The organism is Lactobacillus sp. PSON (assembly GCF_052615405.1).
The window spans coordinates 43,358-65,569 of the sequence record NZ_JBQXFW010000001.1 but is presented as its reverse complement, the minus strand read 5'-3'; the positions used below and the strand labels follow the sequence as shown (position 1 = coordinate 65,569).

Genomic DNA, 22,212 nt, shown 5'->3' with positions numbered 1-22,212 from the left:
ATGAAAATATACATTGTTTGTCCTTATAATAAAACAGGTGGTCCACGTAGTTTACATCAATTAGGAAATAACTTAGTTTCTAAAGGTCTAGATGTTTACATGTATTATGGAAATCATGGGCAAAAAATAAAAGCATCAAAATTACTTTATAATGATAGCAAAGCAAAGATTGCTGATAATATTGAGGATCAGAAAGATAATGTGGTAATTACTTCAGAATATGATACTGGATGGTTATTAAAAATTAAAAAAGCTAAAAAGGTCATATGGTGGTTATCATTAACGTATTATTTAAATAATGATATTTTAGCAGATGTAAAAAAATATACCTCAAACAAAAATGAGTCATCTTTTTATATCCCTATTAGATATTTTAAGCGAATTATAAAAGATAAATTAAATGGTAAATCTGATAAATTTGTTAAAAAAAGCAAAGATTTTCAAACCATATATCATTTATATAATTGTGAATATGTGAGAGAATATATTACCTCAAGAGGTGTGAAAGATATTCAAATGCAATATCTTTGTGGTCCAATAGATTTAGTAAATAATGATTTATCGATCGATAATATTTTAAAAGATAAAGAGAATATAATTGTCTATAATCCTGCAAAAATGGATAAAGATGTTGTTGAGAGCATAAGCGAATATTTACAAAAATATTATCCAAGTTATATTTTTAAACCACTTCAGAATATGACTCATAATGAGGTTTTAAATAACTTAAGAAAAGCAAAGGTATATTTAGATTTAGGATATTTTCCTGGACCAGAAAGAATGCCTAGAGAAGCTGTAATGCAGTATTGTAATATTATCACCGCAAATCGCGGAAGTGCTGCAAATTCTATTGATATTCCAATCCCTAAAAAATATAAATTTGGGATAGATGAATTAAATGTAAAAAAATTGTGTGAATTGGCAGTTAATATGTGTGATAATTTTGCAGTTTATACACCAGAATATGATAAATACAGAGAAAAAGTTATAAATCAAATTAATAGATTTGATAGTGATATAAATAATTTTTGTGATTATATAAAAAGAAATTAATATCTTTACAATATTAAGAAATGATACCAAACTAATAAATTTTATGAATGCATAAAATCATAACTAGTTTAGATATATTTAAGAAGTTATATAATAAAAGAAATATTATTCTAGTATATATTAATATAATGTAAAGAGCAAAGTTTATATTAGAAACATTAAAAGATAATAAAGTAATCTATATAGTTGGAGTTTGAGTGTAGTATATGAAAAATAAGTCTTTAGGATTTAATGCACTATTAAATGGATTAAGAAGTGCATTAAATTTAATATTTCCATTAATTACGTTCCCGTATGTATCTAGAGTTTTATCTGTTGATGGTATGGGAATTTATAACTTTTCTTACACTTATGTGGGTTATTTTTTACTTTTAGCGGGTCTGGGAATCGCTACATATGCTGTTCGTGAAGGAGCTAAATATCGAGATAATAAAGAAAAAATAAGTACTTTTTCAAGTGAAGTTTTTACTATTAATGTAATTTCAACTTTAATTGCATATGCATTACTATTTGTTAGTTTAATTATATTTGGTAATCTTCATAATTATATATCTAGTATTCTTATTTTTTCCTTACAGTTATTATTTACTACTTTAGGTACAGAATGGGTATATACAATTTATGAAGATTATAGTTATATAACTATTCGAAGTATTTTATTTAAGATTTTTTCTATTATCTTACTTTTTATTTTTGTGCGAAGTGCGAATGATTATTTATGGTATGCAGGTATAACAGTATTTGCAGGTGTTGGATCTAATATTCTTAATTGGATTCATGCCAAGTCATTTATTGATATTAAGTTAGTTAAAAAGACTAATTGGCAATATCATTTAAAACCTATTTTGGTTATTTTTGCTTCCTCCGTTGCAGTAACTCTTTATGTATCTTCTGATACCACAATTCTAGGATTAATGAAAGATGACTATGCTGTTGGAATTTATAGTGTAGCAGTAAAAATTTATAATATTGCTGCTGGACTAATTAGTGGATTATTAGTTGTAACTATTCCTAGATTAGCCATGCTTTTAGGCCAAAGAAGAATTAGGGAATACAATAATGTTTTGTCACAAGTGATTAATAATATTTCTATACTTGTATTACCTGCAGCTGTCGGACTAATAATGTTAAGTAAAGAAGTAGTATTGATTATTGCAGGAAAAAAATATTTAGATTCAATCTTTTCTTTACAAATAATTACAGCTGCATTTATTTTTTCTAATTTTAGTACAATTTTTAATCAATGTGTGTTGATTCCAGCTAAACGTGAAAATGCATCATTACGTAATACTTTGATTACTGGTGTAGTAAATATTGCCTTAAATTTTGTTTTAATTCCATTTATGTCTTATGATGGAACCTCTTTAAGTACTGTTATTGCAGAATTTATGGTTATGTCACTTAATTGCTGGTCAGCAAGAGATATTGTTGGACCTATTGTATTTTCTAAGACTACATTAAAAAATGTTTTTTCTTCTTTAGCTGGTTGTGTTGGAATTGTTGTTGTATGTTTAATGTGTAAGATAGGTTTTGATTCATTAATTTTAAGAACTATCTTTTCAGTAGTGTTATCTGTAATAATTTACGCTGCAATTTTGATTTTATGCAGAAATAATATTGCTGAAGAATATTTGGATAAAGCTAAAATGATGGTGAAGAGTAGGGTTTAATTTTTAAGAATATGCAGAATAATAAATCTGGTTTAGCAAATATATTTAATAAGTTCATTAATTGTCTAAAAGTACTATCAATAAGTGTCGCAATTGGTATTGAACTATTAATTTCAGTTTATCTTTTTATTCCAGTTAACTGGCTGAATAAAATAAATAATGAAAGTGATATAAAGATATTTTTAATCATTTATATATCGATTTTTGCTGTATGTTCGATATTGGTTAATAAGAATTCACAATATGCTTATATAACTATGAATTTTGTTTTTTCTTATTTAATTATATATGCTGTAGGATATACAGGGTTAATTTTAGCTTATAATTTACATTTTATTTCGCATTATTCTAAGTTTTGGCTTGCTCTTTGGATTTTAATAATAGAAATAATAGCAGTATGGAAAAGTTATAAGCATGAATTAAAGTTAATTAATGGGATAGTAACTGTTACTTTTTATTCAATATTAATGCTATTGATAGCTTTATTTGTAGCTTGTATATACATTGATTTAATAGAATTATCTAATCCTATTAGACTAGTTATTGAGTGTATTATTCTTATCATAGGTGGAATTCTAATATTATTTGGTAAATTCAAAGATGTTTGGAATATTATCGATAATACTTCTAAGAAGTTTAATGGGGAAATAATAAATATATTATCTATAGGATTCTCGTATATATTTATTTTTGCTATTATTGCATCTTTTTCAAAGTGGGATAGTAATCAAGAATGGATTTCAATACTGGGACTTTCAATAATAATAATTCTATTACTTTTAATATTTGGACCAGAAATAAAAAATTGGGAATTTGGAAGTTTCTATATTATTTACTTTTTAGTAGTTTCAATTGTTCCAATATTAATATGTTTTGTCTTTTTAACTAGAGAACAATTAGGAAGTTATTCTTTATTTAAGGTATTAACCTTTTTAATAATTTTAATAGGAGCATTAGCTTTAGAAACGCTAGGAAGTTCTGATATTAAAGATGCTTATTTAGATGATGCACATAAAGTTGATAAATCTAAGTTGGCAAAGGTAAGATTGTTTGTGGTTAATCTAACAGCATTAGTAACTTTTGAAAATAGTATCTTTGCTAATCAAAGTGGAATTATAAAGTTTTGTAGTATTTTTTCAAATTTATGCAAAAAAGTAAATTTAATACAAGTTCCTGAAGCTTTAAGTTCAACTCAATATAAAATAGCGATATTTATAATTTTATCTAATATAATAGTTTTTATAAGTTCATTTATATTGATAAAATTAGAAAAACATATATTTTTGAAATTCACAATGCACATTGGCGGTATTTAAGAAAATAAGGTATAGATATTTATGAAATCATTAGAAGTTATTCCGAGCAATAATGTATTAAAGGGTGAATTGAAAAATAATGTTTTAGGAATAAACAGTTCAATATTAGATTTTATTTCTTTGTTAAGTACAATTAAAGAGTATTATTCTATTGCTCTAAATGGAAAATGGGGTTCAGGTAAAACTTTTTATACAAGAAAAACAAAATTACTTTTAGATTCATTTAACTCTATTAGATTCATTTAACTCTAATAGTCAGGATTTATTTAAAACAGTTTTAAAAAATGAATCTGAATATAATTTTTCAAATTTACAAAAGATGCAGACAGTATATTATGATGCTTGGATTAACGATAGCGATGAGGATCCAGTACTTTCATTAATTTTAACTATTGTTTTTCAATTAGCTACTCTTCCAAGGTATGATAAATCTAATATATTTAAATTAGCTAGTGAAACAATAAAATTATTGACTGGGAAAGATTGAGATAAATTGGCATCCCAATTAATTAAATCTGGTAATAGAAATATTGACTTCGAAGAAGCAGTAAAATATAAGAACTTTCAGAATAATATTAATAAATTTTTAGATGATATAGGGAATAATGAAAAATTAATAGTTTTTATTGATGAGCTAGATAAATGTAATCCTAATTTTTCAATAAAATTGTTAGAGCGAATAAAGCATTATTTTTTTAATGATAATGTAGTTTTTGTGTTTTCTGTAGATATAGAAGAACTAAGTTATTCAGTTAATAACTTTTATGGAGAAAACTTTCATGCACAAAAATATTTAGATAGATTTTTTGATAGTGTCATCGATATTCCTAGTATTGATAAAAAGCGTTATCTCCAATATTTAAAAAATAAAAATACAGATCGTAGTTTAAATAGTAGTATTTTAAGTATTTTAGAACAAATATGTAGGGTAGTTGAAGATTATTTTAATTTTCAATTACGAGAATTAGCGCATTTCAGGGTGAATATTCAAGCTCTTGAAGAAAGATATTACAAAAAGAAAAATATAGATTCTCCAATAATTCCAAACGCTTTCATTTTATGGATGCTACCTTTAATTTTAGGTATTAAAATGGTTAGTGAAGCAGAATTTCAGGAGTTTTTGAATGGAAATAGAAGAGAATTATTTGTAAAAATAGTGACTATATAATAATAACTTAGATAAAAGTAGCAACTACTTAATCACTAGTGAACTCACCAATAACCAAGGATCTGCCATGGAACTATCTAAGAATCATTTATCGTCAAAGAAGTGTTTTCTATGTAGTCAATAAAAGACTTGTGAGTTAGATATTTGCATTTTCTGCCTGATTTTAGTCGATTAGAGCTGTATTTATCTTAACCAATGGCAGTTTTATGTCGATAAATACCACGGCGTACTTCATAAGAGGCAGTAGAAGCAGAATAGTTTAATCTACAGACAATAGTTCTAAAAGAATAGCCCCTCTTTAAGCAGAGTTTGAATATAAATTCTATTTTCATAAATAAGATGTTTGTCCTTTTCATGATAATTTATGGTAGAATGTAATAAAATCCATTTATGACCTTGTTTTAGATGTATTTGTAGTTATTTACATTCTAACAAAGAGTCACAAGTGGGCTTTTTTTATTTTTGAACTAAGTGTGTTCAATTTGATTTTGCAATTACCGAAAAGATATAGGTTTATAATTAATTTGAGTAAAATCATAAAGATACTAATGTATAAAGATTAAAAGGCCTTTTTAAATTAATTGATTTTAGTTATAGCCTATTTAAAACTAGTTAATACTAGCGATTAAATATTGAAAATTTTAGTAGGAAGAAAGAGTCGAATATTCTAGTTAAATCCTTTAAGACACTAGTTTAGTGTATCTTTTGAGAATTTTTAATATTTTAAAATAGAAAAATGTTTGTGTTAGAAATGTGGTTAAATTTATCATAGTAAGTATGAAAGGATTAATTTTATGAAAAGACTGAAGAATAGGATTAAATATGGAAGATTATTTGAGCGATTAGACAATATAGAAAATTATAAAGAAATTGATGAAAATGATAGGGAAGACTGGGAAAGGCGTAATTATGGTAATTGGGCTACAAGATATAAAAGGTTAGTTAAAGAAATAAATTATTCACAAAACAAGCTAATAACACCTATAGATCCTATTAAAGGTTATTGTGGATGGGATTATTTAAAAATAAATTATTATTTACGATATGGTAAATGGAATAATGGAGTACATGATAATTGTAGATTGAAAAATGAAATAGTTTTGCTAAACTGGAATATTTATAATTCACCATTAATTCCTCAAAATATAATTATGTATAGATTTGTTCCAGATAATATTATAAGCAAAATAATTAGTGATAATAAAAAAGGAATACCTTTTCAAGAAAAGGGCTTTTTGAGTGCTACTTTATCGAAAGTTCCTGGTTGTGACTATGAATATAGAAATGTATTAAAGCTTTATATATCTAAAGGAATATTTGGATTATGTGCAGATATTATATCAGATGGAGAAGAAGAATTTATCTTTCCTCCTAATTGTTTTATAGCAATGATTGGATACCCTTATAAGGATAAGGATAGATGGGTATATCCATGTAAATTAAAACAATTTACTTATAGATATAATGCTAGTGTGTAGAGTTTAATTAATAAAAATACTAATTAAAATAGAGATTTAATATTATAGATATTTTTACGGTACAAGAGAAACTAATAATTCTCCAAAAAGAATACTGAGTTATTATACTTTAATACGCATGGTGCTAGTTAAATCATTCTAGATAATAAGCCATATTTGGTGCTAATATTGCAACTACTAACTGTTCTTGAAATTTTATTAAACTACAAGTTATGTTATTTTCTGCATTGTAATAAGTTAATAAAGAAAAATTACTTTCAATCGTTCACCTGATAGCTATAATTTATGATTATTATATTTCTTGACATTTTTCATATTCTTTTCATAATGTGTCCATAGAATATGGTCATTTTGCTTTAAGTGTTTATGTAGTTTCTTTCTTAGATAGCTTTCATCTCTAAGAATATATTTATTTATCAAGTTAGTAGTGGCTATTAATTCTGGAGTTTCCTTAGCTTCATGAGTTGAAGCTTTGGTACCGTATAATTAAAAACATATTCCCTTCATCATTGACAAGCACGTGACTTTTAAATCCATAATAAATTCTTTTGGTTAATTTGTAGCCAATATTTGTATAATTGCGTAATATTTTAACTCTGTAGTTACGAAGTGGCTTGCGTATAGGAAAAAGTTATCAATGATCATAAATCTATTTGATAGGTTTACTTTTTGATTTAGTTTACATCTAATTAAATAGATTAACGGTATAAGCTGTTTAGTTCACCAATTAAAGTGTGAGTGAGAGAGTTTGCAAAAAAATTCATAATTTTTTTATGATTTGATTCCAATTTTAGTTTGCCAGATAAGCAACGCCAAGATTATAATATCAGAAACCTTGTATTTATTGATGTTTCTTTGATTAATTAATTCTGTAAGTGCATAATTATTGCGAAATATTCGACAAATGTTAATTAATTGAGTCTAGCTCACTTTTAAATGATGACTAAAACGACTAACTAACACCACGCCTATTCTAATATAAACTTTTTAAGTTGATTTTAAATATAATATTTGGAGAATAATTAATGAATATAAATGAAGTTTTAAAGAAATTAGGTTTAAGTTCTGAAAAGGAAATAATTGATATTGAACAATTGAAGCAATATCAATTAACTTATATTGAACCAAATAATAAAAAACAAGGTAATTATTTTGAAGTTAATGATAGATATAGCACTTTACAGAAAAGTTTAATTTTAGATTATATTTCTATTTTAGAACATGATCAGCCTATTATGCCAATATTCTTCTATAGAAAGATAGTAGGTTGGCATGCTTTATTGAATTTAAATAGAAAAAGCGAAACTTCTAAATATGAACCACCGTTTTTAAAAATAAGTGACAATAATAGAAGTGATCTTGATCAAGCTATAAATTATGTGGGGAGTTATGAATCACAAATATTTGATGGTGGTCATTTGTTAGGTAAATTTACTAAAAAATATTTTGATTTTCCATTATTCTATGGTAACCATAATAGAAAGAAAGTAAGAAATAGAAATATTTGGAATGAATATCCTCAATTTAAACGAGCGAATGAAAACACTACGAACGATGTAGGACAGTTGCGATTTGAGCAAGAAATTACTAAAGACAAAGATAATTCTATATTTTACTATGAAATAGAAGCTATTTTTAGAGAAGAGTATGATCAAATACCTATTGGTAATAGAATTAGAATTGAGAAATATTCTAAAGATAAAAAACAACTTTTAAAGCAACTATCACATACGTTTATTCCTAATTGTGACTATGCTGAAAATACCAATAAATCTACTATACTTAAAGAAAACACAATAGAAAATTATAGAGATTTTTTCAGAACTGGTAATATTGGTTATTTGAAGAAAAAGAATATTTATAATTAAAGAAAGAGCTATTAAATGTTTGGTAAAAAAAGTAAGGAAATTTATAATTTGAAATTAGAATTGGAGAATATTAAAAAGCAAGTTCCATTTAATTATCCAAGTAAATTAGTAAAAACAATTGACTATAAATCTTATGATCTTAATACTAATTATAATATGGGGGGTGGATTAATGTACTTACAGAAAATAATTTGTAATAGTATTATTTATAATGACTTTGCATATTCTGTTATACGAAATCCACATTCTGCACCTAAATTAGAAATATCAAATTTTATACCGAGGAATAATAATTATATCTATTATAATATATTTGATAAACCAATTTATTTAACTACAGAAAATACTCCTTTTATTACTTGTCCTTGGAGTAATAAAAAAATAATTAATAATATTTATAAATTAGGATTAGATGCTAATAATAAATTTGCTGCTACTACTGATAATATCAATAATACATATATTTATCCATTAGGAATTGTTATAGTAAATAATGGAAATCATAGTCAATTTAGTGCTCTACTAAAAAATGAATTAGATAAAATTAAAATAAATTCGGTATATAATATTTCATTTGAACTAGATAATCAAAAGGATATAAATTTTAGAGATTTTTATGCTCCTAAAAATAATTTGATTTATGACAAATGGTATTCTTTAATGATTATAGGAACTTATTTAAAGAATACAGAAGATTGTTTCCCATCTAAAATATTAAGTTTAATAAAAAATAATAGAAATAGTTAAAAGGATGAATTATATTAATTTATTGGTTGGAATATTTTGTTTAATAATAGCTATTATATTAGTTATTATTAAAGATATAAATGTTTGGTTGAAAAATACATTATTAACAATATTTTTCATTTTTCTTACTTTGGATTTTATATTTTGGATAGTATCATATTTTAATGATGGAATATGGGGTGTACCAGCTAATTGGCTAGGTAGTTTAATAACTTCTTTTTCAATTTTTATTGCATATTGGACATTTTTAGGAAATCATCGTCCCGAGTTATTACTGGATTTAGATAATCAATTTAAGCAAGTCATATTTAGAAAAAGTGATGAAGATTATTTACCTCTGTTAAAGTATTTTATCATTAATGTAGGCAATGAAGCTGCAAAAAATATAGTTATAGAATATAAGGTTGATAAAAATTTAATTAATAAATTAGATTTAGATTGGGAGATTAGTCCTGATAAAATAGTATGGACAGGGATAAACAAGTCTGATTCTATAAAAGCTTTTGATTTATCATTGTCAACTACTATAAATGGTCTTTTAAAGGAAAAACAATATGAGATTAAGATTCCTGAAACATATATTGCAGCACTAATTAATTACTCAAGGTCTATAGGTTCGAAATATAAAAATGATACAGAATATCTGGATAAACTCAAAGATTTTCCTTTATTACAAATAACTTTGTCATATAAGAATTTAAATGATAGAAGCTTTACAAAACGATTTTATATTGAGGGATATGCAACTGCGAAAGATAGAAAAAATATCAAAGAAAGTGATATGGTTATAAATTTACGTATGCATGAATCAAATTCTAAAATATTGAGTTTAGAGTCTAATAGAGATTTAACAAGTAAGTGACTTATTTATATAGATTAAACTTCAATTTTATTAGCAAATTACATGAAAAATGATATAATTTAATTGTCTATTGAACTCTCCGGTAGTAAATGAGGCATTTTATTACAAGGAGATGATTTTAATGGACATAAATTTACTTTTAGTAGTTTTATTGTTTTTAATAATTTATAAGACTACTAAGTAATAAGAAAGGCTTTCGGAATAAGATTCCGAAGCTTTTTTTATTAGTAAGAAGGTGCAAAAAGTGAGTATGGATAAACAAATAATTCCAATTGATGAAGAAGCATTTTATAATAATATAATTTCTTGGAAAAATCTAATTATAAAAGGTTATTTTGATTTTCAAGAGTTTAATAATCAAAATATTGATACGGAAGATAATGACTACGGTAAGACAGATGTAATATATCCAAATTATTTTAATTTAAAAGCAATTAATAAGTTAAATGCTTGGGAAACTCTAAAAAGAAAAAACTATAGTATTTGTAATACAACTCCAATATTATTTACAATTCCTAAGTCTCAAAATGTAAGAAGACCGTTAAAATTTCCAAATCTATATTCATATTGTTTATTGGCTAAGATTATTGTAGATAATAAAGATGAAATTATTAAAGGATTAATATCAGACACAGAAAGTACATCTAGATATTTTGGGTATAGTCCATATAGTTTTTCAGTTACTAAGTCTATACAAGATAAATTACTAATTGGACATACACATTATTTTAAAACTGATTTTAGTAATTTCTATCATTCGTTTTATACTCATGCTATTGCCTGGATTTTAATGGGAAAAGAAAAAGCTAAAAAATTCAGACATGATAGTGATAGTACGGCTAATTTATTAGATCATGCAATTAGAGCAGAACAAAATGGGGAAACGCATGGGTTACCAACTGGAAATCTTATAACTCGCATTATAGTAGAATACTTTATGTCATATATTGATAGAGAACTTCGAGAAAGTTTTAAAGAAACTGGGATAACCTTTAATAGGTATGTGGATGATATAACGTTTGGATATGATGTTCCAGAAGAATTATCATTAATAAAACGGGTATTACAAAAAATTACTCAAAAATATGATATATCTATTAATGATGAAAAAACTGAAGATACTACTTTTGTAGAAATTAAAAAAGGACCACATTTAATAGGATATTTTGATAATTTGTTGGAAAAAATTAAGCTTGATACAGTGACTAAAATATCAAAAAAGCAAATATCTAAATTAGAATTTGATTTTCTTAGTAACTATAATTCATACAATATAAAAAAGAGCTATGATAATTTTTATGATGTATTAAATAGAGAACAATTATCAAATACGAAAGGTGCAGAAAAACTATCGCTACGAGTATTAATGTTTTTTATAAATTCAATTAACTATGAAAAAAATATAGAAATTAAATCACAACAACCACTTTATAAAGCTCTTCATGCATTAATAGAAAAAGAAAATAAAGTAAATTTAGATTCTCAGGCTTCATTTATTGAAAGAATATTACAATTAGCACTTTCGGATTCAAAATTAATGTTACCATTTATTCAATTACTGGATAAAATACAAGAAAAGGAAAATAAGTTACACGACAATTTTGTTACTGATTATTTAAAACATTTTATAGAAAACTTAGGAATGGGATTAAATATAGATAAAGAAAATTTTTTCTCTGAAAGATTGTATTTTTATTTAGAAAATGAAATGAATCAAGAAGCATATAGCATTCTTCTATTATTTGACAAATTAAATATCTCATTATCATCAAAAATGAATAATAAAATACAAAAGTTAATTGTTAAAAAACAAATTGAGGTAGATGATTTTACTTTATTATTTTTAGTCCATAGTTTTATTTTACAAAGCAATATGAGTCAGTTAGATAAAAATAATTTCTTCGATATGATCGAAGGCTTGCTTGTAGTAGATGACTTTATCCATGATGCATTTACTGGAAAGCACTGGTTATTGAGATATGAGATATTATATAGAAGTATAACAAATGATAATTTTAAAAAAGATATAAAACAATATTACGTAGATCATAAGGATATTAAAATTCATAATATGGATTTTGATTATTTTAAAGAACAGATATATAAAGTTAAAGATAAGAGTAATAAGAGTAATAAGAATAATAACAGTAATAAAGTGAATGAGTTCTTTATAGAATTGTTAAATAAAAAAGTTTCATTTACAAATTTTGAATATAAATAGTTTTAATAAACTCAAGTAAAATATAATAATTCAACTAGTACCTCGCATAATTTCAATAATTAGTTAACTAATTCGACTTCAAAAACTCCCCAAGTTCAAGCGAACCTGAGGAGCTTTTTATTTTCTAGTAAATCTAAAAAATAATTCCACTTTCAGCAGCTATACAGATAAAGACAAATAGCATAATTATCCAGTTTAAGACTTTGAGAGCTTTTTTAGCATTTTTATCTACTAAGTACTTGTGCAGAATCAACATAGTAAACATTGCTGCTGTGATTAAGTTAATAATACCAGACTGGGAATTGAGTTTAATAAATTCAAAAATTGAAAAGCTTAAAGATAGTGTTAATCCTAGAATCATAATTACATAAAATTGAATATTTTTAATTTTCATTTTAAGCACCTACTTTTTAATTCTCATTGAAATAATGTCGAATCAAAGTATAAATTTGGCTTTTGCTTCGACTATTAATTATTTTGTTAAAGAGATTCTTATCTGAAATTATATTAATCAAATCAGCTAATGCTCTATCATGTTCATGGTGAAAGCCAGGAGATAGTACGATAATGCATTCAATTTTGGAGATTGATCCATTTACTTCTATACTTATTGAATTTTTTAAAATTCCAATTTGAATCCCAGCTTTTAAAGTATGAGAACTTGGTGCTGCGTGAGCTAAGAAGACATTAGTCGACATTAACATATAAGGTCCATATTGCTTAATTAGATTAAGAATGTCTTCTTTATAGTCGGATGTGATAACTTTTCTTTGTTCTAAACTAGAACAAAGTGTACAAATATTTTCATTTAAAGAGTTATGTTTAAGAAATTCAATATTAGTAGATGATAGTATATCTAATAATCTTAATTTAGTTTTTTCAGATTGCTCATTTGAAGAATAAGGATAAAGGTATTCACGTAGATCATTTTTGAGCTTTTCTTCATTATATATTTGTGCATTTTGGTCAATAATTTCCATTAATTTTTTAATAGATTTATTTTGATCTATAGATAATTGAGGAAAGAGCTTTTTTAAAGTTTTATCTACTTTATAGTTATCTCGCTGATCCATTAATGATTTTACTTTGATTACTGGAATATCAAATTTAGTCTCATTAATTGGGGCAGTAGTAATTATTAATTTTGCAGTATTTGGGATTCGGATTAGTTTTTCTAAATTATTAATACTTAATGATTTAGAAAACTTAATAAGAGGGTAGCGCTTGTGGAGATTAGAATAAAGGATTGTTGAAGAACTTACTCCACTAGTACATACTAGTAAAACGTCTGCATTTAAACTTTCTGTAATATCATTAGTTTTAGCAAGAAAATCAGAAATATCATCAGAGATTCCATTATAAGAAATAAAGTACAAACAAATTAGAGCAATTTCATCTATAGGAATAGGTTTTCCAATAATTTTTGATAGTGGATTACAAGCTAGTTGAACAAACTTTACCATTTCAGGAAACTTATTTTCAATAGTTTTTAAAATTGGAGTAGAAAAAGTAAAAGAATATTTACTCCTAAAATAAGTTGCATAAAGATGGTTACTCAATGCAAGAATAAAGTTCTTAGAATTGATATTAATACCAGAGATTTGATTATAACGATTGATAATTAACTTAGTAGTTGCTAACATCTTTTCTTGAAATTCAGAGTTAATATAATTGATTACCTTTACTTGTTCACACAAGATTAGTTTACTAAAGAAAATTATTTCTGATTTTTGATTAATATTATATTGCCTTAAAAAGTTTGTAATAGCCGTGATGAATTCAGGTTTTACTTCAGTTAAGTCACTGATAGAAGTATTTTCAATGATATTATTGTGAACAATTCTGTAACTTATAAAGTTAAGTAATTGAAGCAATCTTTTACGCGCGCTTTCTGTAAACTTTGATTGAAGCTGATGCTCTAAATTATTGAAATTAAATTTTAGTTGAGCAGAATTTATGGTAGATGTATTTAGGGATGCTATTTTATGATTGATAAAGTCATTATCTTGGAGTGCTTGATAAATAAACCTGCGTTTATTGTATTCACTACAATTTAAGACATGGCCATTTGTACTAGTTGTTAGATTCAGAAATGGGTATTTTTCTTTGATATATTTAAAATCATTAATAATTGTATTTCGAGAAACCTCTAAACAATCGACTAACCTATTAATTGAAACAGGGGTATCTTTAATAATTAATTGCCAAATTATTTCTTTAATTCTATTCTCTTTATTATTTTTTATATCAAGTTTTTGAATTTTAGTTGTTTGAAATTTATTATTTATATCTTTATCTAACCAATAGCCCATTCCACGAATATTTTTTATTTTAGGCAAATGATTTGCTTCTAATTTATTATTTGCCAGTTTAATTCGATAAAAAATAGTTCTTTTTGAAACATCAAAATATTTACATAATTCTTCTAAACTAACATAGCGCTTTTGATTAGTAATATAATTTATTAATTCTAAAGCTTGAGTTGTTTGTTGCATATTTTACTCCTATAAAAAAGGTTAAGACTATGGCAGTCTTAACCTTTTTAAATTAAGTTGATGTTATTCTTTGACTAGTTCCTCAATTTGGTCAATAACTTCGTCAGCTCCAATTCCTGTAAGAAGAGGTAAACCATTTAATACAGGGATTTTTATTTCATCATTATCATATTGGGTTGTAGTAATTGCCATATCAGCTTCATCTGCCATTGATGGGACCGATTGAACGCTTGTTTGAATCAACTTATAGTCTGTACCTTCTGTGTAGCCACGATCTGACAATTCTTCTTTAATTTTATTCATTGCAGTTGTACTTGTTACAACACCTGCACCACAAGCAACAATAATCTTTTTCATAATTTTATCCTCCTAATTATATTTAAATTTATATTACGCTTTTGCAATATCTGGTTTTTCTTGAGATTTATCTTTAGTACCTTTTTCACTTTTTACAATGCAGTGGTGATTCCAAGCCAAGAGAATACCGCACACTACAAGCCCAAAAAGATAAGCAATCCATTTAGTATGAGCTAATTGGAATAAGATCCATGGAAATGGGTTTGACTCATAGTCAATTGAACCAATTAAGGTTGAATTCTTAGGAATTGCAAAGTGCGCAGCTCTAGCAGCTTGAGTAAAGAATGGTGATAAGTTAGTACCAATCCATAATCCAATAATTACGTTAATTGCACCAATAATGAATGAACGGAAGAAATCACCGTGTACTACTGCAACGATTAATGGAAACATAAAGACAAATCCAACTAAACCAATTGTTGGTAAGAATTTGTTTCCTGGTAAAAGGAATGCAAATATCAAAGATAATGGAATCATTAAAGTAGCACAAGCCAAGACTACTGGACTACCAATACCTACAGCAGTATCCATACCAATGTAAAATTTACGTCCACCAAAGTGTTTTTGAGTTAATTTTTGAATTGAATTGGAAACAGGAACCACACCTTGAAGAAGTAAAGCAGCCATCTTTGGTGTAATAATCATAACTGCTGATAAAGTTACACCCATCAATAAAATTTTACCAATCTTGGTTGGCCAATCCATTCCAGGAACAAAACCATATGCAAGAAGTCCAACTAAGACACCAATAACAAAACCTAAAAGAGTAGGTTCACCCCAGTTACCAAATTTCTTATTAAAGTCTTTAGCATCGAGGTGAATTTTGTTAATACCGGGAATTTTATCAATAATCCAATTAATTACTACAGCAAATGGAACAAATGATGCTGCATAACCATGAGGGATTGATATACCAGGCAGTCCCAAGTATTTTTCTGATAAAGGTGCCGTTCTGTCAGCAATTACCATAATAATAATCATATTCACACTAGCTAAGAACAGACTTAATAACATATCATTAGTCAATGCATAGACGAGGGATCCGGTAAATGCAAAGTGCCAAAAGTCCCAAATATCAACGTCAATAGTGGAAGTTGTTTTGGTTAAAAGCATTACAACATTAATCGCAATTCCTAAAGGAATCATAGTTACTCCAACTACTGAACCATATGCGATTGCGGAAGCTGAAGGCCAACCAACGTCAATTACAGATAAGTTAATATGCATAACTTTGATAATTTGTTGGACGGCGGGATTCATAACTTCAGTTAGAATTGTAACAGTAGCATTTAAACCAATGAATCCAATACCAACCATTAAACCGCCACGAAGTGCTTTAGTGAAAGGTACTTTTACACATAATCCAAAAATCAGAAAAATAATTGGAATCATGACAGTTGGACCCAAATTGACAATATATTCGATAAAGTCAACTATATATTTCATTATTCATTAAACCTCCTTTTCAAAGTAATTTGATAGTTGTTCAAAAAGCCGAGAACTACTAGTTATTGAAGTAAGTTCTTTTAACAAATTCTGTTTTTGAAATAGTTTCATTAAGTTTTGTAATAAACTAACTTGACTATGTGGTTCTTTCATAGCAAGCATTGCAATAAAATTAACATCTATTTCTTGTGATTTATCTGCCATGTTTTTGAACTTAATTGGTTTTTCAAGGCTTGCAAATGCAATAGCTGGAGAATTTACATATTTAATATCTGTATGTGGGATAGCAACATTGACTTTGCCACTTGGAAGACCTGTAGGATAAATTTCTTCTCTGTCTAGTACTGCTTGAGCAAAATCTTTATTAACATAGCCTTGCTTTTGCAATAAGTTTGCTAGTTGAGTAATTGCATCTTTGTAGTCAGTAGCTTTTAGTTTAGCAAGTACTAGATTTTTATTAACATATTCCAAGCTATTAACCTCCTTTTCTTTTTTATTTCTCTTTACATTTATATAGTACTAGAAAAGCGCTTACATAAATTAGTGCAATTATAAGTTTTGTTTACTGCAATGAGTTGACTAGTGATTGGAAGTTTAAATATTAAAAAGTAATTTTAATGCAGTTTACAAATAATGATTGAATAAGTATATTTAAATAGTAAAGAAAATAAAAATATAAGTTTAATAATTAATAAGTTAATCACCATTTATTCCAATCTTTAAGAAAATAAGGTTATTAATTTTTGTAAGCGATTACATTAATATTGATAATGTAATAAGCAAGCAGAAAGGAAATTTAAAATGAAAGATTGGCTAAATATTAAAGACAGAGTTTACATTGTTACAGGTGGTTCATCTGGTATTGGAGCAGCAATTGTAAAAGAACTAGCAGATGAAGGGGCTATTGTTATTGATGCAGATTTAAATGAACCAAAAAATATGGATAATCGTATTATTTACTGTCATACAGATGTAACTAATAAAGATGATGTTGAAGCTACTGTAAAAACAGCAATTGATGAATTTGGACATATTGATGGTGTTGTTAATAATGCGGGAATTAATTTACCAAGATTATTAGTAGATAATAAAGAAGCACAAAGTCAATATGAAATGACTGAATCTGATTGGATGAAGATGTTTACAGTTAATGTTAAAAGCGTAATGTTATTATCTCAAGCTGTCGGTAGATATTTAGTAGCACAAAGGCATGGAGTAATTGTAAATATGTCATCAGAAGCAGGACTTGAAGGTTCACAAGGACAAAGTATTTATTCAGCTACAAAGGGCGCAATTAATGGCTTTACTAGATCTTGGGCTAAAGAACTTGGAAAGTTTAATGTTAGAGTAGCTGGAGTAGCACCAGGAATTATGGAAGCAACAGGATTAAGAACGCCAACTTATGAAAATGCACTAGCATATACAAGAAATATTACAGTAGATCAATTACGAGCTGGTTATAAGAGTACGACAACTACACCAATGGGACGAAGTGGTCACTTATATGAAGTTGCAGATTTAGTTGCATATCTTTTGTCAGATAGAGCAAGTTATATCACTGGTGTAACTATTAATGTGGCAGGTGGCAAATCTAGAGGCTGATAGAAAGGAACGAGATGGATAGTTGTTTATTTAAACTATTAAAACTTTTTGTTGAAAATGGTTCAATGACGATGCAAGAAATTGCAGTATATAATGATATTTCTGCTAAAACAGTTAATAAGCGAATAGCAGAGTTAAATAATATTTTAGGTGATTCTGCACATATTTCAGTAGGTGTTGAAAGATTTCAATTAACAATAAATAACTATTCAAAATTTATAAACTTAGAGACTCAATTTCTAAAAGGTGAATTAAATTTAAACGATCCAATAAAGCAAAAAGCATATATTATTGATATTCTAATTAAAAATCAAGATTATGTTTCAATTGATGAAATTGCTGATAAATTAACTGTTAGTAGAAAAGTTATTAATAAAGTTCTTAAGGATATTAGACAGGAATTAGTGTTATATAAAGGTAAAGTAATTTCTAAAACTGGTAAAGGAATAAAAATCACTTTTGCAACGAGCTTTGATGAAATTTCTGTCCTTCGAAATTTAGTTATTAATTATACTTCAAAATATGACTGGATTAATAGTCTACAACAATTTTCGGAATATTTAAGTAAAATTGAAATTCCAAAACAAACAGCTAATCGAATAATAAATAATATTATTTCATTAAAGCTATTTAATAAATATGGCTATACATTAAATAATTTGCCTAAAGGATTTTATCCTTTATGGAATAAAAATTTAGCTAATGATTTGCTTGAACAATTGCAGGAAATTTTTCCAAAAGTTACGGAATTAGAATTAACTTATATACTTTCTCCTCTAAATTTGTATAAAAATAAATATTTAAATTCTAAAAAAATTATTGCAGTTTTTCAAGAAAATTATCAAATGCTTTTTAAACCATTTAGAAAAAAGCTATTACAAAATGGTTTAGTTCCTGAAACAGTATATGAGAGATTCAAATGGCATTTACTTTATTCAATTAATCGGAGGTTATTGTATATTCCATTAGTTGAAGTGTTACCACAAAATATTTCAGATAGTTATCCTATTTCATTAGAACTTAGTTTGGAACTAGCAAATATAATTAATGAAAAATATGATATTGAACTTACTAAAAATGAAATAAATTATTATGTGATTTATTTTGAAATGTTTTTAGAAGAAATATCTGCAATTACAGTAAATCAAGTAAAAATAGCTTTTATCGGTTCAATAAGAAGTTCTGTTCGTGAATTTATTCAAAATAAATTAAATAATGTATTTGAAAATTTAAAGATAGATGTTTTTAATAATATAACTACTTTTAATCAATCGGATAAAAAATATTTATTAATTTTTGCAGATAAACCATTAGCAATTAATAATCTTCAAGTAATTAATGTAGGAACAGCATTTCGTCCAGAAGCACTAGCTATTATTATGCAAATTTCTGTAATTGAGCAACTAATAAAACAAAATAAAATTATTTTATCAGTGAATCATCTTGAGGCAGAAACATATTATGATGCTGTAAATAAAATGATTGATCAGCAAATAAAAATTGGTGAGTTAGATTTAAATTTTAAACATTCTTGGATGAATCGAGAAAAGAAAACAAATAATATTTTTGCTAATGGAATTGCTATTCCTCATGCAATTGATAATTCTAATAAAGATAGAATATTAGTTAGTGTTGGAATAGTTGATAATAAAATTTCATTTAGAAAAAATAAGTTAGAATTAATTTTTTTAATAGGAATACCAGACGGTATAAATAAGGATTTAGTTGACGCTACATCTCGATTATATGATTTTATAGGTTTGGTTTCTAGAAATGAAATATTACATAAAAATTTCATGGAATATGATAATTCTCAATCCCTAGTTCAAATAGCAGAAGGTATTTAAAATGGATGTTTTATGTATATCAATACTATTAGGAATAGTATTTTTACTTCAAAGTATTTTAGGTTTTTTACAAATTAGAAATTTTGTGAAAACATTTAGAAATATGAGTAGAAATGGAAAAATTTTAATAGGAAAAAATCCTAAAAAATTTAGAGCAGGTACATTAATTCTGTTAAATATTGATAGGGATGCAAATATAAAAGATGCAAAAATAATGAAAGGTGTAACTATATTTGCAAGATTTAAAGAATTCAAAGTATTAAATGGAAAGTCATTACCACTACTAGCTAGTGATTATAATCAACTTCAAAAATATGATTCATTGACTAGAGAATGTATCTTAAATGCTTATCGTAACTATATAAATTATAAAACTGGAAAATTGAGTCGATCAGATTTAGATACAAGTACAAATTTTCTTTCATTACCAGTTTTTGATTTATGGAAAAATGAATTAATAAGTAAATTTAATGCAATAAAGAGAAGGCGACAAATATGAAAACCGTAATTAACTTTGCTACATGGTTTATGGGACTGTTTCAAGCTGGTGGTAAACAATTTGCTAATTGGGTAGCAACCATTATTCCGTTAGTTTTAATAATGTTAGTATTTATGAATGCTTTAATAGCTATGATCGGGCAAAAAAAGATGAACAAATTTGCTCAGGCTTCTTCTAGTAACCCAATAATGAGATATATGGTATTACCTTATATTGCAGCATTTATGTTAGGCAATCCTTTGGCTCATACAATGGGAAAGTTTTTACCAGAATATTATAAGCCAAGCTACTATGCTTCATGTGCACAATTTTGTCATACAAGTAATGGAGTGTTTCCACATATTAATCCAGCTGAATACTTTATTTGGATGGGAATAGCAGCTGGTGTTCAAAAGTTAGGCTTAAATACTATGGATTTAGCTATTCGTTATATGCTTGTAGGATTGATTATGAATTTTATAGGTGGTTGGATTACTGATTTTACTACTGCTTATGTATGTAAAACAACTGGAATCAAGTTATCTAAAAAAGCTAATGTTTCTCAATAGTCTAATTATGGAGGTGAATTGAATTATGAATAAATGGAAAAGTGTAAAGATTGTTCATGGCTCTGGAGGCTGGGGTGGTCCTTTAATTATCACACCTACTGATGAAAAGCATACTATTTTATATGTAACAGGTGGCAATCGTCCAGCTATCATTGATAAATTAATTAAATTAACTGGAATGAAGGCTGTTGATGGGTTTAAAACATCAATTCCTGATAATGAGATTGCAGTAGCAGTAGTAGATTGTGGTGGTACTTTGAGATGTGGTATCTACCCAAAGAAAGGAATTAAGACGATAAATATTTTACCCACCGGAAAATCAGGTCCATTAGCACAATTTATAACTCCTAAATTATATGTATCAGCTGTTGATGTTGATCAAATTACAGCAACTGATAATACTGAATCTCAAAAAGTATCAGCTGTAAAAGTTGATACTAAAGATAATAGAGCTAATATTGATACTCAAAAGACATTAACTCAGCAAAATAATGATAGTTGGGTAGCTCGAATTGGTGTTGGGGTTGGTAAAGTAGTTGCAACCTTTAATCAAGCTGCTAAAAAGTCTGTAGATACTGTAATTAAAACAATTTTACCATTTATGGCATTTGTTTCTTTGCTTATTGGTATCATTAATGCTTCTGGAATTGGTAAATGGTTTGCTAAACTTATGACACCTCTAGCCGGTAATATTTGGGGATTAATGATTTTAGGATTTATTTGTTCTTTGCCATTTTTATCTCCATTACTTGGACCAGGTGGTGTAATTGGACAAATAATTGGAACTTTAATAGGTGTAGAAATTGGTAAAGGAAATATTCCACCTCAATATGCTTTGCCTGCTTTATTTGCTATTAATACTCAAAATGGATGTGATTTTATTCCAGTTGGATTAGGATTGATGGATGCAGAAGCAAAGACAGTTGAAGTCGGTGTTACTTCAGTATTATATTCACGCTTTATTAATGGTGTACCGCGTGTATTTGTTGCATGGTTAGCAAGTTTTGGTTTGTATACAGGAAAATAGAAAAAAGG

General features: G+C 26.5%; 22 protein-coding genes and 1 pseudogene. 16 read left to right on the top strand and 7 right to left on the bottom strand.

Annotated features, from left to right (window positions below):
* The 6 genes from ACTHPI_RS00335 (at window position 1) to ACTHPI_RS00310 (ending at window position 5,207) form a co-directional block, all read left to right on the top strand.
* Window positions 1-1,053 (top strand): hypothetical protein, encoded by a 1,053-nt coding sequence (locus ACTHPI_RS00335; RefSeq protein WP_445352188.1) that lies wholly within the window; start codon window positions 1-3, stop codon window positions 1,051-1,053.
* A 206-nt stretch (window positions 1,054-1,259) separates the two neighbouring features.
* Window positions 1,260-2,723, top strand: coding sequence for a flippase (locus ACTHPI_RS00330; RefSeq protein ID WP_445352187.1), 1,464 nt, complete (start codon window positions 1,260-1,262; stop codon window positions 2,721-2,723).
* Window positions 2,724-2,734: 11 nt separating this feature from the next.
* Window positions 2,735-4,039: a hypothetical protein gene (locus tag ACTHPI_RS00325; protein ID WP_445352186.1), complete on the top strand. Its 1,305-nt coding sequence runs from the start codon at window positions 2,735-2,737 to the stop codon at window positions 4,037-4,039.
* A 21-nt stretch (window positions 4,040-4,060) separates the two neighbouring features.
* Window positions 4,061-4,285 carry a P-loop NTPase fold protein gene (locus ACTHPI_RS00320; RefSeq protein WP_445352185.1) on the top strand — a complete coding sequence of 75 codons (225 nt, stop codon included), beginning with the start codon at window positions 4,061-4,063 and terminating at the stop codon, window positions 4,283-4,285.
* Between the two features lie 73 nt (window positions 4,286-4,358).
* Window positions 4,359-4,526 carry a hypothetical protein gene (locus ACTHPI_RS00315; protein ID WP_445352184.1) on the top strand — a complete coding sequence of 56 codons (168 nt, stop codon included), beginning with the start codon at window positions 4,359-4,361 and terminating at the stop codon, window positions 4,524-4,526.
* 6 nt (window positions 4,527-4,532) lie between these two features.
* Complete coding sequence (locus tag ACTHPI_RS00310; protein ID WP_445352183.1) at window positions 4,533-5,207, top strand: P-loop NTPase fold protein; 675 nt, start codon at window positions 4,533-4,535, stop codon at window positions 5,205-5,207.
* A 188-nt stretch (window positions 5,208-5,395) separates the two neighbouring features.
* On the opposite strand, the gene ACTHPI_RS00305 is transcribed toward ACTHPI_RS00310, so the two are convergent.
* On the bottom strand, window positions 5,396-5,539 hold the full coding sequence (locus ACTHPI_RS00305) for a helix-turn-helix domain-containing protein (protein ID WP_445352182.1): 144 nt from the start codon (window positions 5,537-5,539) through the stop codon (window positions 5,396-5,398).
* Between the two features lie 462 nt (window positions 5,540-6,001).
* Between ACTHPI_RS00305 and ACTHPI_RS00300 the strand changes: the two genes are divergently transcribed.
* Window positions 6,002-6,685 (top strand): ADP-ribosyltransferase, encoded by a 684-nt coding sequence (locus ACTHPI_RS00300; protein WP_445352181.1) that lies wholly within the window; start codon window positions 6,002-6,004, stop codon window positions 6,683-6,685.
* Window positions 6,686-6,818: 133 nt separating this feature from the next.
* On the opposite strand, the pseudogene ACTHPI_RS00295 reads toward ACTHPI_RS00300, so the two are convergent.
* A pseudogene (locus tag ACTHPI_RS00295) lies at window positions 6,819-7,597 on the bottom strand (IS982 family transposase).
* Between the two features lie 113 nt (window positions 7,598-7,710).
* On the opposite strand from ACTHPI_RS00295, the gene ACTHPI_RS00290 reads away from it, so the two are divergent.
* The 4 genes from ACTHPI_RS00290 (at window position 7,711) to ACTHPI_RS00275 (ending at window position 12,383) form a co-directional block, all read left to right on the top strand.
* On the top strand, window positions 7,711-8,553 hold the full coding sequence (locus ACTHPI_RS00290) for a hypothetical protein (RefSeq protein WP_445352180.1): 843 nt from the start codon (window positions 7,711-7,713) through the stop codon (window positions 8,551-8,553).
* Between the two features lie 15 nt (window positions 8,554-8,568).
* Window positions 8,569-9,300 (top strand): DUF6710 family protein, encoded by a 732-nt coding sequence (locus ACTHPI_RS00285; RefSeq protein WP_445352179.1) that lies wholly within the window; start codon window positions 8,569-8,571, stop codon window positions 9,298-9,300.
* 4 nt (window positions 9,301-9,304) lie between these two features.
* Window positions 9,305-10,162, top strand: a complete 858-nt coding sequence (locus tag ACTHPI_RS00280) for a hypothetical protein (RefSeq protein ID WP_445352178.1) — start codon at window positions 9,305-9,307, stop codon at window positions 10,160-10,162.
* A gap of 250 nt (window positions 10,163-10,412) precedes the next feature.
* Window positions 10,413-12,383 (top strand): RNA-directed DNA polymerase, encoded by a 1,971-nt coding sequence (locus ACTHPI_RS00275; RefSeq protein ID WP_445352177.1) that lies wholly within the window; start codon window positions 10,413-10,415, stop codon window positions 12,381-12,383.
* 133 nt (window positions 12,384-12,516) lie between these two features.
* Here the strand turns inward: ACTHPI_RS00275 and ACTHPI_RS00270 are convergent, their stop codons facing one another.
* From ACTHPI_RS00270 to ACTHPI_RS00250, 5 genes are all read right to left on the bottom strand, one after another.
* The gene (locus ACTHPI_RS00270; protein ID WP_445352176.1) at window positions 12,517-12,777 is read right to left on the bottom strand and encodes a hypothetical protein; all 261 of its coding nucleotides are present in this window, start codon (window positions 12,775-12,777) and stop codon (window positions 12,517-12,519) included.
* A 16-nt stretch (window positions 12,778-12,793) separates the two neighbouring features.
* Window positions 12,794-14,878, bottom strand: a complete 2,085-nt coding sequence (locus ACTHPI_RS00265) for a BglG family transcription antiterminator (protein WP_445352175.1) — start codon at window positions 14,876-14,878, stop codon at window positions 12,794-12,796.
* Window positions 14,879-14,941: 63 nt separating this feature from the next.
* Window positions 14,942-15,235 (bottom strand): PTS sugar transporter subunit IIB, encoded by a 294-nt coding sequence (locus ACTHPI_RS00260; protein ID WP_445352174.1) that lies wholly within the window; start codon window positions 15,233-15,235, stop codon window positions 14,942-14,944.
* Window positions 15,236-15,268: 33 nt separating this feature from the next.
* Window positions 15,269-16,681, bottom strand: a complete 1,413-nt coding sequence (locus ACTHPI_RS00255; protein ID WP_445352173.1) for a PTS galactitol transporter subunit IIC — start codon at window positions 16,679-16,681, stop codon at window positions 15,269-15,271.
* Window positions 16,682-16,687: 6 nt separating this feature from the next.
* On the bottom strand, window positions 16,688-17,152 hold the full coding sequence (locus ACTHPI_RS00250) for a PTS sugar transporter subunit IIA (RefSeq protein ID WP_445352172.1): 465 nt from the start codon (window positions 17,150-17,152) through the stop codon (window positions 16,688-16,690).
* A 330-nt stretch (window positions 17,153-17,482) separates the two neighbouring features.
* Between ACTHPI_RS00250 and ACTHPI_RS00245 the strand changes: the two genes are divergently transcribed.
* Genes ACTHPI_RS00245 through srlE form a run of 5 tightly spaced genes read left to right on the top strand, consistent with a single transcriptional unit; the run spans window position 17,483 to window position 22,204 of the window.
* Window positions 17,483-18,283 (top strand): SDR family oxidoreductase, encoded by an 801-nt coding sequence (locus ACTHPI_RS00245; protein WP_445352171.1) that lies wholly within the window; start codon window positions 17,483-17,485, stop codon window positions 18,281-18,283.
* Between the two features lie 14 nt (window positions 18,284-18,297).
* The gene (locus ACTHPI_RS00240; RefSeq protein ID WP_445352170.1) at window positions 18,298-20,130 is read left to right on the top strand and encodes a helix-turn-helix domain-containing protein; all 1,833 of its coding nucleotides are present in this window, start codon (window positions 18,298-18,300) and stop codon (window positions 20,128-20,130) included.
* Window position 20,131: 1 nt separating this feature from the next.
* The gene (locus ACTHPI_RS00235; protein ID WP_445352169.1) at window positions 20,132-20,629 is read left to right on the top strand and encodes a transcriptional regulator GutM; all 498 of its coding nucleotides are present in this window, start codon (window positions 20,132-20,134) and stop codon (window positions 20,627-20,629) included.
* Window positions 20,626-21,177 (top strand): PTS glucitol/sorbitol transporter subunit IIC, encoded by a 552-nt coding sequence (gene srlA, locus ACTHPI_RS00230; protein WP_445352168.1) that lies wholly within the window; start codon window positions 20,626-20,628, stop codon window positions 21,175-21,177. Before ACTHPI_RS00235 ends, srlA begins: the two co-directional genes overlap by 4 nt.
* 25 nt (window positions 21,178-21,202) lie before the next feature.
* Complete coding sequence (srlE, locus tag ACTHPI_RS00225; protein WP_445352167.1) at window positions 21,203-22,204, top strand: PTS glucitol/sorbitol transporter subunit IIB; 1,002 nt, start codon at window positions 21,203-21,205, stop codon at window positions 22,202-22,204.
* Window positions 22,205-22,212: the final 8 nt, after the last annotated feature.